This is a genomic window from Aliiglaciecola sp. CAU 1673, assembly GCF_029223185.1.
Classification (GTDB): Bacteria; Pseudomonadota; Gammaproteobacteria; order Enterobacterales; family Alteromonadaceae; genus Bowmanella.
In genome coordinates this window covers 22,303-37,304 of sequence record NZ_JARHUG010000012.1, presented here as the reverse complement: position 1 = coordinate 37,304, position 15,002 = coordinate 22,303, and the positions used below count along the sequence as shown (strand labels likewise).

The window sequence follows — 15,002 nt, the reverse complement described above, 5'->3', positions numbered from 1 at the left end:
AATGGCTTTTTAAGAGTTTGATGGGGATTTAGAGAGGGGTTGTTCCCGCTTCCGCGAAGAAGAATTGCGAAAGCGGGAGAGGGAAGGTTATGGCTGTGTCGCCAGCCAGCTAATCAATTCCACCACGTCATCAGGAGTCATATCCCGGGTCACAGTAGCTTTGTATTTACCGTTAACAAAGAAGTAGGGTACACCGCCCAGGTTACTGCGGTATTTATCTATCTGCTTATTGTTTTTGGCCAATTGACTGTTGATGCCGAAACTGGCAATCAACTTATCGAACTTGGTACCATCAACGCCGTTTTCGACAAATAGCTTGCGCAGATCGGCTATTCCTTCGATGTTCTTTCTGTCCTTGTGGATGTGGTCAAAAACGACCTTATTCAGTTCGGCCTCTCTACCTAAGGATTTCGCCAACAGCATGCCTTTGGTCAGCAGTTCCTGGGTTTCTTTATCGGCAAAGCCCATGTAGTTCACATGTACTTTTTCAAAGCCCGCACCTTGCTTGGTTAGCTTGGTCTTCAATTCTGCCACCATGGGTTCAATGGCGTTACATGCCGGACACCAAAAGGAGAAAAACTCGGTAACGACGGGGGTGGCTGTGGCCTGCTCTGAGACCACTTCAAAGTGAATGCCTTCCTGCCACTTTGCAGCAAGCGATTGAAAAGGGAGCATGGCCAAAAAGGCGAGAGCAAGAATGGGTTTCATCATGGGCTATCCGTTAGCTAAAAGGCCAGGGTAACAACCCGGATAGCGACCCCAAACAATGAATTTGTAACAAAAATATCCCGGCTTAGAGCCGGGATATTTATGCAGCTTATTTAAGCTTGGTCAGCCAAACCAGTAAATCAATCATATCGTCGGGCGTCATTTCACGGGTGAACTTGGCCTTATATTTGCCGTTGATAATGAAGGTAGGCACTCCGGTCAGGCTGCGCTTGTATTGATCGATGGCTTTGTTGTTTTTGGACAACTGGCTGTTGACGCCAAAGCTGCCGATCAATTTATCGAACTCTTCAGCACTGAAGCCGGCATCCAAGGCGATAGCACGTACATCGGCAGCACTGGTCAGGGGTTGGCGCTTTTCATGGATATGGCTGAAGATGGCCTTGTTCATGGCTTCTTCATGCTTTAGCGCACGGCCGACTAACATGCCCTTGGTGGCAGCATCCTGCGTTTCAGCAGACACATAGCCCATAAAGTTCACATGCACTTTTTCGAATTCGGTGTTGCTATCCAGTTTTTTCTTTAGCTGGGCCACCAGGGGTTCAAACGCATGGCAGTGAGGGCACCAGAAAGAGAAGAACTCTAAAACCTGTGGCTTGGCAGTGGCCTCTTCGGCGATCACTTCGTAATGGGTACCTTCCTGGTATTTTTCCTGCGCGCAGGCTTGCAGGGGCATCATAAAGGCGAAAAACGCCAGTGTTAGTAGCTTTTTCATTGTTATTTGACTTCCAAAAGATAAAAACCGGGGAAAAGAGTATCACAGCTTTTTGCTGATGCCGATAAGGGCAACACTGCCCTTCATCGACCGTTCAGAAAAGCAAGCTAGAAACTAAAAACTGCACCAACATACAAGGTACGTCCCTGACGCCGGTAACCCAGTAACTCCTCATAATCCTTATCCAGCAGATTGTCTGCTCTTAGACTTAGCTTCCACTGGCTGTCGAGGCGATAATGGAAAGCAGCATTCAAGATCGTTGCCACAGGCAGGGCCACATAGGTGGTTTGATAACTCGGAGGAGGAAAGAAAAGATCCTGGCGGCTACCGAGATAATTTATTTGCAGGAAGAAATCAGCTTTTTCGTCCAGGAAAGTATAGGTCAGGGCAAGGTCTGCCGAGTGCTTTGGCCGTCTGACCTCAGGGCTCTCTTCATCACCTTGGCTGGCATCCAGGTAGCTATAATTCAAGGCTATATTTACCCCCTGCCATTGACCAAAAAGTTGCCACTCCAGGCCTTGCCTGTCGCTCTCGCCGTCAATATTGACGGATGTTGCACCGCCCAAATCCACGTCATAGACGTAGCCGTTAATTTCATCCTCTAATTGACTGCTGTACAGGCTCAGTTCACTGCGCCAGCCATTCAACTGAATGCTCAGACCCACCTCGCTGGTAACCGCCTCCTCCGGTCGCAGTCCCGGGTTACCAATGAACTGATCTGGCGTATAACCAAAGCGCTCGATAAATGTAGGATTCTTAATCGCCTTGCCATAACTGGCAAAGGCGCGATAGAGGGGGTTGAACTGATAGCTGAGGCCCACCCGATAGGTGGTCGCATCCTCAAAAACCTGGTTATTGTCCTGACGCAAACTGCCGTTTAGTGTAAGGGCATCACTCAGTTGCTGAACCACGTCGAAGATGGCCGACTGAGTCTGGTTTTGCTGTTTCTGATTGGGATCTCCCCAGAGCGATGCTTGTCCGCGTTGGGTAAAGTCTTCTTCTACATGCTCCAGTGCCAGGGTAACGCGGTTAGCAGCGCCATAGCGAAAGTTGTTTTGCCATAAAAAGCGCAGCTTGTCGCTGTCGGTTTCGCTGACATCATAGACGGAAGCCTCAGAAAAGCCGGGGCTGAAATTTTCACTATTGTTACGACTGTAATGCAGCCCCAATGACTGACTCCAGAGACTGTCAGCAGGGCTATATTGCCACTCTACTTTTCCACTACTTTGTCTGCCATGAGTAAAATTGTCACTATCCGCAGGCAGGCCGGTTATAAAGTCTGTGTTATCAAATTCGTTGTAAGTATCTTGATGGCGCAGTTGTGCAATCAGTTTCGACTGCACCGAAAGGGCCCAGTCTATTCCAGCTGAAACCTCGTTGTTGCGAAAGCCATCGGTCTCGTCGCCTTGACGTGAGATATTCTGACCGTCACTAACACCATGGCTGACGGCCCCGGTAAACCCCAACGCAGAGCTCTTAGTTTGAATATTGGCACTGAGTTGGCGACTTTGGTTTTGACCAACTTCTGCTTTTAGTCCACCACTAATGCGCTCCTTGGCGGATAGGGTAGTGATATTGATCACTCCTGATAACGCCCCGCTGCCCCATAGCGCACTTTGTGGACCGCGCAGAATTTCAATGCGTTCGATGTTATCCAGCGTCAAGTGAGCAAAGTTAACCCCACCATCGCTGAGATCATTTATTTCAACGCCATCCACTAACACCAGCACATGATTTGCCTCACTGCCACGCAGACGTAACTGAGTTTGCGTGCCCTTGCCGCCATCCTGACTAAAATGAAGACCAGCCTGACTTCGTAGCAGATCGGAAACATTCTGCACACCGGCGTCTTCAATTTGCTGACGATCAATGATGGATACTGACGCGCTGAGCTTGGACAGCTCGATGGGCTGTCGGGCCCCAAGGATACTGATAACTTCGATATCTTCGGCCGCATAAAGGCCATAGGACGAGAGCAGGGCGACCGTTAAAGCGCCCCTTATAAACGTTTTTTGCATACAAATTGCCTGGATTAGCACTCCACCCGAGTGCAGATTGAATCCGCTGACAGCTATTGCCAGCACCTGCAAAAGGCCGGTCTCCGGGCTTATGAGTTCGAACAATTCGGGCTTTGTCGCCTTCCCATAGCAAACCGCTACAGTGGCATATGGACAAAGTTCACTCATTTACCGTTGCGGGGGCAGCGTCGGTTTCTCACCGACTTCCCGTTTAACCGCTTATTTATAACAAGCAGCACCATTTACGCGCTCTATTATAAGCGGTTGTTCTTAAAAGGACAGTGTTATTTGGAAATCTAGACGGCTAAAAATAGGTTTGTGATTGTCATTGCAGACTCCCGCTCTCGCGGGAGTGACAAACAATAGAAGTTAAGGCATCAAAGAGAGAGGCGGCTCCTGAAGAGCGGACAACTGCTCCTTAAGTGACAATATCTGCTGTTCCCAATACTTCTCCGACGAGAACCAGGGGTGAGGAGCGCCCGGAACTTACGAGTGCTCGCAGTAAATTCAGCTCCGAACGCGAGGCAGAGGATGCCGAGCTGGGCGAACCACCAGGGACGGATGCATCGCACCTAAGGCATCAAAGACAGCGGCGGCTCATGAAGATCGGACAGTTGCTCCTTAAGTGATAATATCTGCTGCTCCCAATACTTCTCCGACGAGAACCAGGGGAAGGCTTGAGGAAAAGCAGGATCCTGCCAACGACGGCTTAACCAGGCCATATAATGGACCATGCGCATGGCTCGTAGCGGTTCAATCAACTTGAGTTCCTTACTGTCGAAATCACAAAACTCTTCGTAGGCCAGCAGCAGTGTGTCCAACTGTAGCAGCCGCTGCTGACGGTCCCCTGACAGCATCATCCAAAGATCTTGTATTGCCGGGCCCATACGGCAGTCGTCGAGATCCACAAAACTGGGACCATCCCGCCATAGGATATTGCCGGGATGGCAATCGCCGTGCAGGCGTATCAGATGTTGTGGCCGGTATTGGGACTGTGCCAGTGCAATCACCTGGTCCAACACGGTGAAAAAGGCTCTGTGTAGCCCATCTGGTACCAGCGGGTTTTCCGTCAGCGTGCGCCGGGACTCATGCAAAAACTCTTCGCAAGACAGGGCTGGCCTTTGCTCGAAGGGTCGGCTTTTTCCAACGGCATGAATACGGCCGATAAAACGCCCCATCCACTCCAGCTGATCAAGATTGTCCACCTCGAACTGGCGCCCTCCTACAGAGGGGAACAGAGCAAACTTATATTGCTGATACTCTTGCAGGCTTTGTCCATCAAATCGCAGCGGCGCTACCACGGGAATTTCCTGGTCCTGCAACTCCCAGGCAAAATCATGCTCTTCCTGGATTTGTGCCTTGCTCCAGCGTGCCGGACGATAGAACTTCACCACCAGACGGCGTTTATCCTCGTCAATAAACTGGTAAACCCGGTTTTCGTAGCTGTTTAGCGCCAGCAAACCGGATTCCACCCGGATGCCGGTACTTTCGATAGCGTCCAGAATCAGGTCCGGCGTCAGGGTGGAAAAACTGAAATCACTCATCAGCGATACAAAAACTTAGTTTCGCCGATCACCGTGACTTCCTCATCACCTAGAGCGGTTATCTTGAACTGTATTTCCTCTATGCTGCTGGTCAGTTTGTAAGGATCGATAGCCACTGAAATCGGCTGCACATAAACTTCGCCGCCTTGCACCGAAATTTCTGTGTCGCCGGTAATTCGGGGGGAATCCAATCCCTGCAATTCTATCCGATATCTGGCTTCATGCTGTGACTTGTTGAGGACTTTGAGGATGTAGACATTCTCAACCAGGCCGTCAGATGTTTCCCGATAAAGCTGAGTGCGATCACGGATAATATCTACCTGCAGAGGCACTCTGGTCATGATCTCCATAACCAGGAAACTGATCATCACCAGCAACACCACGGCATAGCCTACCAACTTGGGTCGTAGAATATGGCTGCTACCGCCATTAAGACGATTTTCGGTGTTGTAACTGATTAGCCCTTTAGGGTAATCCATCTTTTCCATCACACCATTACAGGCATCTACGCATGCGCCGCAGTTGATACATTCGTACTGCAAGCCGTTACGTATATCAATGCCGGTGGGACATACCTGCACACATAAGTTGCAATCAATACAGTCACCAATTCCCTTTGCCTGCAGTTCCTCGCGGCTGGCTTTGCGGGAACGGGGGCCACGATCCTCACCACGATGCAAGTCATAGGTGACGGTATAGGTGTCTTTATCGAACATCACCGACTGAAAACGGGCATAAGGGCAAATGTGAGTACACATGATTTCACGCATCCAGCCAGCGTTTCCATATGTACAGAAGGCGAAAAACAACACCCAAAATGTCAGCCAGAAACCACTGTTAAAGGTGAGAAAGTCTAAAAACAGGGCATCAATGGGAGTGAAATAGCCGACAAAGGTCAGTGACGTCAGCAATGCAATAGCCCACCAAGCCAGATGTTTGAGCGTTTTGCGCCAGAACTTGTCAAAGTCCAAAGCACGCTCGTCCAGCTTCATGCGTTGATGTCGACTGCCTTCAATCTTCTCTTCTAACCACACAAACATATAGGTCCAGGTAGTCTGCGGACACATAAAGCCACACCATACTCGCCCGGCAAAGGTGGTCACAAAGAACAGCGCAAAAGCGCCGATAATGAAAATCCACGCCAGCAGCGTGAGATCCTGCGGCCACAGTGTCAGCCCGAAGATATTGAAACGCTGTTCGCCGATATCCAGCAAGATGGCCTGATTACCGTCGTAACGAATCCAAGGAAAAACAGCAAACATGGCCAGAAAGATAAAACCGAAATAACGTCGAAATGTTTCCAGAGGTCCCTGTACCGAGCGCACATAGATACGACTCTTCGCACCATATCTCAGCGCCTGTTCCCGGCTGTCCGGAATATGGATCTTTACGGGCGTGACATTTTTTACGGGTATGCGATCACTCATTACCTTGGATCTCTGCTTTTAGTTTCACTCGGTGTGAATACACGCGGTGTGAAAACACTACATTTTTGCCACTTGGCAGTATTATCAATGGTTTAGCCTTCTGAGAGTAGGCGCTTTGTGACTAAATTCACATTTATGTACTTTCAGAAATTTCTGAAAATTATAAAGTTTAACCGCGCCTTGGCAACCATTAACTGCATTACCCTTTATCTGCCCAGCGCCCAAGATACTATCGCCATTGATTTTGGTACTGTAGGCAATACCTAATTTTGAACAGACTAACGAAAAGCGCTCAACTTCCCAGCTTCAACAGCGCTGTGCATATTATGAGCAATTCTTGGTTATGACTTAACATAAGTATTGCTTATGTGCACAGGCACTGGCTTAGGATATTATGACTGCCAATGATGTTACTTGACCCAACACAATGAAACGCTTTGTAGTACTGATTCTTGAGATTGCTTTTCTGGTTGTCGTGTTGCGCAGCCCGTTTGTGCAGTATTGGTTTTCCGATATGCAGAACAGCCTTTCTGATCTCATGCTGGAAATCGCCTTGGCGGGGGAGCGTCAGATGTTGTCTGGTCTTCGCGAAAAGGTAGCGCCGCATATAGCCAATCTAAAGGATTATCAGAAGGCCTACATTGACGATGTGATGTCAAGCCGCGCCAAGCTCGAGCAATTCAACCTGCGCTACTGCCAGGCTGGTGACAAAAACCCCTATGTTTACGGTAATACCCTGACCTACCTGTGCTCAGAGATTAAGAGCACAGATTGGAACTAGTCCTTTCCTGACGCAGCCTGGCTGCTGATCCCGCGAATAAAAAACTCACAGCATTTTGTAACCACGGCGTCAGACTCTTCGCTGCTTAATTGGGGAGACCAGCATATGGCCTGGTCCCAGTAGCCCAAGTCACGAATCGGTCCATAAAACAAAGCCGCCGCCAATTCTGGCGCCATATCACCCAAAGCACCGGCTTTGCTGGCTTGTATAAACCAGTTGTGCAGACCCTGCTCACAGTCCACAAATTTACCGTTTAGGCGATTCGCCTCTTTTTCCGAACGCATGGATTCAATAATCACAATACGGGAAAGGCGTAGATAATCAGGATCGTTACTCAGTTGCACGGCCAAAGTACCGAGCTTCTTCAACTGCTCAAGTAGTGGACGGTCCGGGTCATAAGCAATATTCTTCAGGGGAGCGATACGCTGCAGTAAAGACTCCACCACAGCATCCAGTAGATTTTCTTTGCACGGATAATGGCGATAGAGAGTGCGCTTTGACACGCAAGCACGACCAGCAATGCCTTCCATGGTCGACGCCATCATACCCTTTTCGCAAAACTCACCAATGGCCGCCGCCAGAATATCATTTAACTTGTCATCACTGCGTCCCATTTGGACCCTCAATAGGCCTATACAGGCCTGACTACTTCACCACGAACACAAATAAGCGAGATCAATTTCGCCCTTTTAACTACTGCCTCCTATTATGGAGTCAATGCAAAAAATACATTTTGCAACAACAAAGTGCTGTTGTATCCCTGGCGAAAGTATACGACATCGTGTACTTTTTCCATCTATTTTATCATGATCTCAGCGTTCTCGCTTTTTTAGGAGCCAATGGCAACAATGCACATTACTTCCAAGGCCTCTTCACTTCTTATTACAGTAACGGCTTGTCTGGTTTTGTCCGGATGCAGTCAGGATGCACCTGAACAACATATGGAAATGCACCCGGCAATGGTCAGCGTGATGTCTGTGACACCGCGAACGGTTCCTTTTATGCTGGAACTTCCGGCAACCTTGTCAGGTTCAAAAGAAGTGGAAATTCGCGCCAGGGTGTCGGGGATCGTGGAATCCAGAAATTTTGAGGAAGGGGATAAGGTCGATGCCGGCCAGTCGCTCTTTACGCTGGACTTGAAACCTTTTGAAGTTGAAGTTAATCGCTATCAGGCCGATTTACTGGCGGTAAAATCCCGTTTGAACAAAGCTGTGCGGGAAGTGAAGCGGTTATCCGCTTTGCGCGCTAACAAAACGGTTTCACAGCAGGCTTATGACGATGCGGTGTCGGCTGAAGAAATTGCCCAGGCTGATCTGAAAGCTGCAGATGCCAGACTGCGTGAGGCTGAGCTGAATCTCGAATACGCCAAGGTAGCTTCCCCGGTAACCGGTATTGCAGGTCGCGAACTGGTTTCAGAGGGCACCTATGTGCCTGGTCCCGAAATATTGCTGACCGAGGTCACACAACTGGATCCTATTCGAATTCGCTTTGGTTTATCCGAGCGTGAACAGTTGCAAATGCGCCGCGATGCCGAAGCAGGCCGGTTAAGCTTGCCCCAGGATGGCCATTGGCAAACCCGCGTAAAGCTGCAGGATGGTTCGTTCTACGATCACGTTGGTGAAGTGAATTTCCGCGATGTGCGCATCAATACCTACACTGGCACCAGTGAACTACAAGCCATTGTGCCTAACCCCGACTTCAAACTACGCCCAGGACAGTTCGTACGGGTGGTGCTGGAAGGTGCTGCGCGTGAAAACGCCTATGTGGTGCCCCAGCGCGCCGTACTGGACAGCGGTACGGGCAAATACGTCTATTTGATGGCCGATGGCGAAAACGGCATGAAAGTGGCCAAACCGGCACCGGTGGAAGTGGGAGAGTGGGTAAACCTAGAGGGTGATCAGGGAATGGAAAATGCCTGGGTGATTCGAAACGGCCTTAAAACCGGTGATCAGGTCATTATCGACGGTATGGCCCGCATTTTCTTCCCGGGAATGCCGGTGACCCTGGGTAAGCAGGGCACAGCGCCTGGCGCAGCGGAATAAGGGGTAAGCATGTTTTCCCGTTATTTTATCGACAGGCCCATTTTTGCTTTTGTTCTTTCCATCTTCGTGGTTCTGGCAGGCTTGGCGGCCATGCGCAGTCTACCGATCGCTCAGTATCCCGAAATCGCCCCACCAGTAGTGCAAGTGTTGGCAGTCTATCCAGGTGCATCAGCCGAGGTACTGGAACAAACCGTGGCCACCCCGATAGAGAATGCCATAACCGGTGTAGAAGGCATGATGTATATGTCATCTACGTCCACCAGCGCCGGGGTGACCACCATTCTGGTGACCTTTGAAATTGGCACCGATGTGGATCAAGCGGCGGTGAACGTGAATAATCGCGTCAAACAGGTGGAAGCCCGTTTGCCGGAAGAGACCCGCCGTCAGGGTGTAATAGTAGAAAAAGGCTCCTCCAGCTTCTTGCAGGTGCATGCCTTCTATTCGCCGGATGGCAGCCGCGAAGCCCTTTGGACTTCCAACTATGTGACCCTGAACATCCTCGATCAAATCAAGCGAATTCCAGGCACCACCAACGTACAGATCTTCGGTGCCAAAGACTATGCCATGCGCATATGGCTGCGGCCGGACCTGATGAGTCAGTTAGGGGTCACGGTAGAGGAAATTACTGCTGCGGTACGTGAGCAAAACTCCCAATACGCCGCAGGTAAAATCGGCTCGACACCCACCTCCAGTAGTCCGCAAGAGCTGGTATATAGCGTCACAGCCCAAGGTCGTTTGACCTCCGCAGAAGAATTTGAACAGATCCTGATTCGCTCCAACCCCGATGGTAGCGCCTTGCGCCTGAAAGACCTGGCTCGGGTGGAGTTGGGATCCAAAGACTATGACTTTGCCGGGCGAATCAATGGTAAAGATGCTGTGCTGGTGGGTATTTTCCTGCAACCTGGCGCCAACGCCCTGGAAGTGGCTAAAGAGGTGAATGAAACCGTCGCCGAGCTGAAAACCCGTTTCCCTACCGGCCTGGAACACTCGGTCCCCTATGACACCACGCGCTTTGTGGAAGTGTCCATCAGGGAAGTATTGAAAACCCTGGGTGAAGCCATGGTACTGGTATTCCTGGTGGTCTATCTGTTTCTGCAAAACTGGCGCGCCACGCTGATCCCGACTCTCGCAGTGCCGGTGTCTTTACTGGGCACTTTTGCCGGATTGTACTTACTTGGTTATTCCATCAACACCCTGACCTTGTTTGGTATGGTGCTGTCCATCGGTATTGTAGTGGACGATGCCATCGTGGTGCTCGAAAACGTCGAGCGCATTATGCATGAGCAGCATCTCAATGCCCGGGAAGCGGCCATCAAAGCCATGCAGGAAGTCAGTGGCCCGGTAATAGCCATTGTGCTGGTGCTATGTTCGGTATTTGTACCCATCGCCTTTTTAGGCGGCTTGACCGGTGAGTTGTTCCGCCAATTCGCCATCACTATCAGTATTTCAGTGTCCTTGTCTGGTCTGGTAGCGCTAACCATGACACCAGCCCTGTGTGTGATGATCTTAAAGCGCGAACACAAGCAAACCGACGGCTTGTTCCGCTGGTTTAATGACTGGTTCCATGGGCTGACCAACAAGTACGTGGGCTCGGTCAGTTTTATGCTGCGCCGCGGTCTGCTGGGTCTGGTATTAATGGCGGGCATGATTGCCATTACCATTGGTATGTGGCGGGCAACGCCGGGCTCTTTGGTCCCGGATGAAGACCAGGGTTTTTATATTTCGGCCATTTTCCTGCCTGACGGGGCCTCATTAGAGCGCACCGAAGAAGTGGTGGCCGAAGTGGTCGCGGCCATCCAATCCAATCCTGCCAACGAAAATGTGGTGGCCTTTACCGGCTTCGACTTTATCGGCGGCGGCTATAAAAATAGCGCGGCGACTATCTTTGTTACTCAAACTCACTGGGATGATCGCGAAGTAAGCACGCAACAACTGGTGGGTGAGTTGTTTATGAAAACCGCTCATATTAAGGAAGCGTTGGTGCTGGCCTTTAACCCCCCGCCCATTTTTGGCTTAGGTAATACCGGTGGTTTCGAGTTCTACTTACAAAACCGCGGCGAGGGCGGCCCAGAAAAACTACAGCAAGGTATGCAAACGCTGATGGGTGCTGTCCAGCAGAGCCCGGTTTTAGACGGGGTGCAAACCTTATGGCGTCCCAATTCGCCACAACTGAAGGTGGATATCGATCGCGAACAAGCCCGCGCTATGGGCATTCCGATCGACAGCGCCTTTAATGCATTGGCCGGTACCTTGGGCACCTACTATGTCAATGACTTCAACAAATTTGGTCGCGCCTGGCAGGTATTGATGTCAGCTGATGCCGAGTTTCGCATGTCTCCCCGGGATATTGGTCGTATCTATGTGCGCAGCAACAGCGGCGAAATGGTACCCATTTCTGCTTTTGCTGACATCCAATACAGCACCGGCCCCGACAGCCTGGAACGCTATAACAACCTGCCGGCGGTAAAACTGTTGGGCAATGCCGCCCCTGGCTACAGCTCTGGCCAAGCCATTGCTGAAATTGAGCGTATTGCCAATCAGGTGTTGCCACCGGATATGAGCTATGACTGGACCGGTACCGCTTTCCAGGAAAAGCGTAGCGCAGGTACCACGGGGCTGGCATTGAGCATGGCAGCTGTAATGGTCTTTTTGATCCTGGCTGCCCTTTACGAGCGCTGGTCCTTACCCTTCTCAGTCATGCTGGCGCTGCCTTTCGGTACTTTTGGTGCCTTGGTGGCTATTTGGGTCGCTGGGTTGACCAACGATGTGTACTTCCAGATTGGTTTGGTGACCTTGCTGGGATTGGCCGGCAAAAACGCCATTTTGATTGTCGAATACGCACTGATGAAGAAGCAGCAGGGCTGGAGTAGTGCTGCGGCGGCATTGGAAGCCGCGCGCTTGCGATTCCGCCCCATTATTATGACCTCAATGGCCTTTATACTAGGTGTTGTGCCTTTGGCGTTCAGTTCAGGCGCCGGCGCTGGCGCCCGCCATAGCGTGGGTACCGGGGTGATGGGAGGCATGATAGCCGCCACGTTCCTGGCGGTGTTCTTCCTGCCGCTGTTTTTCTATTGGCTGACGGAACGCAAGCTTAAGGAAAGCCGTGATGGAAAGTCACTCAGCGATGAAATCGCCGAACATCATAAGAAAGAAAACGTGGAGGCGGATGAAGGTTTAGCCTGAAGAGGTTCGGCCCGAAAGGCCTAAACTGAGAAGCTCGGACTGAACGTCTTATAGCGTTCGGTTTGAGCCTCTGCGGCTTGTCCATTTTGAAATCGACAACAGTAGAATTCTGGATAAAGACACTTTATAACAGTAAGTTGTGAGCGAAGGCAGGGACAAGGGATTATGGACGTCAGAAAAATTTCTGAACAGATTAACAGCCTTTCTAATAAGGAATTGGCAGAGCTAACCATCGATCTCGAAACGCAGAAGCTGATCATGGGACATCGACTGGTGCAAAACCAAAATGCATTAATGGCAAAGCGGCTGAAATACTGGTGGCTGCCAACATCAGACTATATGGCTCCAGCGCTGGTCATTGTTGTTTTCCTTCTTCTGCTGTTTCCCTAGCCGCAGCTGGTATAAGCCATATCGATAAGTTTCATCATCATTTGTTCTGAGACGTCTACGCTTTAAAGCCAAGTACACTTATTAAGTGGATTTGGTATCTTGGACGCCTAAGGACAGTGTATGAAAAGCGAATCTTGCCCTCTCCCACCAATACCGGCCTGGCTGACAGAACACCAGTACAGTCTGGAGCTACCGGCCTATCTGCCGGAAAACGCGATGGCGGATCTGTTGAAAATTGCGGCACGGGCAATGGCCATGACACCGCCGTGGTATGTGCCAGCCATTTTTGGCCCCACTCTGTCCTGGCTTCCACCACACCGGCCGTTGTCTGAATTTAAGATTCTTAATATCTGGAAGCTGGCGCGTACCCTGCAGTATTTGTTGGCAGTGTCCGTTCCATCTTATTCCCATAAACCTGGCCCCTGGTCACAAACCCTGCTGCCCGGCATGATTCAGGAACTGTTCTGGCGACCAAGCAGCTACTACGAGCACCCTGATACAAAGCCGATAGACAAACCTTTCGCTGACGAACAATGGTTTTACCTGAACGGTGTGGCCACCAATCAGGCGGTGGCAGAGATTAATGCAGCACTGCTGAGCGAGATGTTCGCTCGCCCGATTACCGGCATCCATAACCAAACCAACGGCTTGTTGCTGGATTTGCTGGAATGCGCCATGGGCAAGAGTTTTAAGGTCGATCCAGATTTAAATCTGGATCAGACCATGACCGAACCTGCGTTTAAGGCGGCCATTATCCTGCTGGAGGCGCTAAAAGATCCCAAGGTATCCCGCATCGTCTGGATCTGCCATTCACAAGGCACCATTATCACCGCCAATGTGCTAAGAGCCATCTCCAAAGCCCTGAGAGTGCTTGAGCATAAGGGGATCCGGGAAGAAGAAAAGCTGGCGCCACTGGATAGACTGGCCCTGGCATTTTTAAAAACCGAAGAATGTGGTATCGCCCAGGCCCAAGACAGTGAACAACGACTGGTACAGGTGCTTGGTAAGCTTGAGATCTATTGCTTTGCCAATTGTGCCAATGTGATGACCCCCGTCACCAAGATTCGACAGACTGATGGCGCCGAGCTTGGCCTGCCTTTTATAGAGAACTTTGCCAATGAGCATGATTTGGTAGCACGACTGGGAATTATCAGTCCCCTACATAAACCAGACAATCCCTTAATCAACCTCGCTGGAGCACTTTACCTGCAACAAGGTAAAAGCGCCTGGGGACATCTTCTGAATGAGCATTATCTCTACCCGATACTGGATTTCCTTAGCGCAAATAACAATGAACGGCCCAATCCTTTTGCGCCGCAAAGTGCGGATATTCCACCAAGACCTCGCCTGTATAGTTACTTCCAAGGCCAACGGCCGGCACCACTTTTAAGCGATGCTCAGTGGCTACGTCCGGTAGGGGCGTGCAAGCCTTGTAATAAGGCCTAATAAAGCCAGGCTATTGCCACCCTAAAGCGGTCTGCTGGGTTATTGAGATCATCAGACGATGCTGGCTGCCACCAGTCAGACTTTTTAACTCAGAGTAATTTAGTGAAACCGATAGCAAAAAATGGCAGTGCTCTTCAAATGACAAATACAGAGCAGCAGCCCTATGGACTGTAAAACTGTCAATACAGCTTTCCGCTACTTCAACACCACCTGATCTAGCATATTCAGCAGCTTATCCATATTGTCTATTTCTTGAGCGCTCAGGCCTGCCAACAGGCGCCTCTCGTATTCCATTGCCAGCGGCACCACTTCTTTATACAAGGCCTGCCCCTGCTCGGAGAGGGACAGTTCAAAGCGGCGATTGTCGCTGTCATCCTGGATTTTGCTGATATGGCCTTTTTCAAGCAGGCGTTTAACGGCGCGGGAGACGGCCACTTTATCCATGGCGGTCAAACCGGCGATCTGTACTGCGGATAGATTGGTGCCCTGACCCAATACCGCCAGGATCCGCCACTCTGGAATACTGATATCGAAGCGCTTGCTGTAAAGCTTGGCTAACGACTGGGAAATTTTATTCGACAGGGTGGACAGGCGATAGGGCAGAAATCGCTGCAAATTCAAAGGAGTAGTTGGTTCTGCCGACAAAATGAGGCTCCCTTATTGAAAAAGGTTTCATTTGAAACTAATGTGGACACCCAAATTATATTGCGGGCACCAATATTGCCAAAGG

General features: G+C 50.4%; 12 protein-coding genes and 1 riboswitch. Of the genes, 5 read left to right on the top strand and 7 right to left on the bottom strand.

The genetic code is table 11. The features are described 5' to 3' along the window. Positions 1–87 precede the first annotated feature (87 nt). The 5 genes from P2G88_RS12455 to ccoG form a co-directional block, all read right to left on the bottom strand. Positions 88–711, bottom strand: a complete 624-nt coding sequence (locus P2G88_RS12455; protein WP_275796437.1) for a thiol:disulfide interchange protein DsbA/DsbL — start codon at positions 709–711, stop codon at positions 88–90. Between the two features lie 106 nt (positions 712–817). Then, complete coding sequence (locus P2G88_RS12450) at positions 818–1,441, bottom strand: thiol:disulfide interchange protein DsbA/DsbL (RefSeq protein ID WP_275796435.1); 624 nt, start codon at positions 1,439–1,441, stop codon at positions 818–820. A 107-nt stretch (positions 1,442–1,548) separates the two neighbouring features. Continuing rightward, positions 1,549–3,459 (bottom strand): TonB-dependent receptor, encoded by a 1,911-nt coding sequence (locus P2G88_RS12445; RefSeq protein WP_275796433.1) that lies wholly within the window; start codon positions 3,457–3,459, stop codon positions 1,549–1,551. Positions 3,460–3,515: 56 nt separating this feature from the next. After that, a riboswitch (cobalamin riboswitch) is annotated at positions 3,516–3,717 on the bottom strand. A 314-nt stretch (positions 3,718–4,031) separates the two neighbouring features. After that, positions 4,032–5,003, bottom strand: coding sequence for a serine/threonine protein kinase (locus tag P2G88_RS12440; RefSeq protein WP_275796431.1), 972 nt, complete (start codon positions 5,001–5,003; stop codon positions 4,032–4,034). Beyond that, the gene (gene ccoG / locus P2G88_RS12435) at positions 5,003–6,430 is read right to left on the bottom strand and encodes a cytochrome c oxidase accessory protein CcoG (protein ID WP_275796429.1); all 1,428 of its coding nucleotides are present in this window, start codon (positions 6,428–6,430) and stop codon (positions 5,003–5,005) included. Before ccoG ends, P2G88_RS12440 begins: the two co-directional genes overlap by 1 nt. A gap of 427 nt (positions 6,431–6,857) precedes the next feature. Here ccoG and P2G88_RS12430 point away from each other — a divergent pair, with 427 nt between their 5' ends. Further along, positions 6,858–7,211: a hypothetical protein gene (locus tag P2G88_RS12430; protein WP_275796428.1), complete on the top strand. Its 354-nt coding sequence runs from the start codon at positions 6,858–6,860 to the stop codon at positions 7,209–7,211. Here the strand turns inward: P2G88_RS12430 and P2G88_RS12425 are convergent. Further along, entirely contained in the window at positions 7,208–7,825 is a 618-nt protein-coding gene (locus P2G88_RS12425) for a TetR/AcrR family transcriptional regulator (RefSeq protein WP_275796426.1), read from the bottom strand. The genes P2G88_RS12430 and P2G88_RS12425 overlap by 4 nt on opposite strands. A 234-nt stretch (positions 7,826–8,059) precedes the next feature. Between P2G88_RS12425 and P2G88_RS12420 the strand changes: the two genes are divergently transcribed. From P2G88_RS12420 to P2G88_RS12405, 4 genes are all read left to right on the top strand, one after another. Continuing rightward, a complete protein-coding gene (locus tag P2G88_RS12420; protein ID WP_275796424.1) occupies positions 8,060–9,253 on the top strand; it encodes an efflux RND transporter periplasmic adaptor subunit in 1,194 nt (397 codons plus the stop codon). 9 nt (positions 9,254–9,262) lie between these two features. Further along, positions 9,263–12,436, top strand: coding sequence for a multidrug efflux RND transporter permease subunit (locus tag P2G88_RS12415; RefSeq protein WP_275796422.1), 3,174 nt, complete (start codon positions 9,263–9,265; stop codon positions 12,434–12,436). Between the two features lie 165 nt (positions 12,437–12,601). After that, a complete protein-coding gene (locus tag P2G88_RS12410) occupies positions 12,602–12,826 on the top strand; it encodes a hypothetical protein (RefSeq protein ID WP_275796420.1) in 225 nt (74 codons plus the stop codon). A gap of 120 nt (positions 12,827–12,946) precedes the next feature. Beyond that, positions 12,947–14,272 carry a hypothetical protein gene (locus P2G88_RS12405; protein ID WP_275796418.1) on the top strand — a complete coding sequence of 442 codons (1,326 nt, stop codon included), beginning with the start codon at positions 12,947–12,949 and terminating at the stop codon, positions 14,270–14,272. 195 nt (positions 14,273–14,467) lie between these two features. On the opposite strand, the gene P2G88_RS12400 is transcribed toward P2G88_RS12405, so the two are convergent. Next, positions 14,468–14,917, bottom strand: coding sequence for a MarR family transcriptional regulator (locus P2G88_RS12400; RefSeq protein ID WP_275796416.1), 450 nt, complete (start codon positions 14,915–14,917; stop codon positions 14,468–14,470). Positions 14,918–15,002 lie beyond the last annotated feature (85 nt).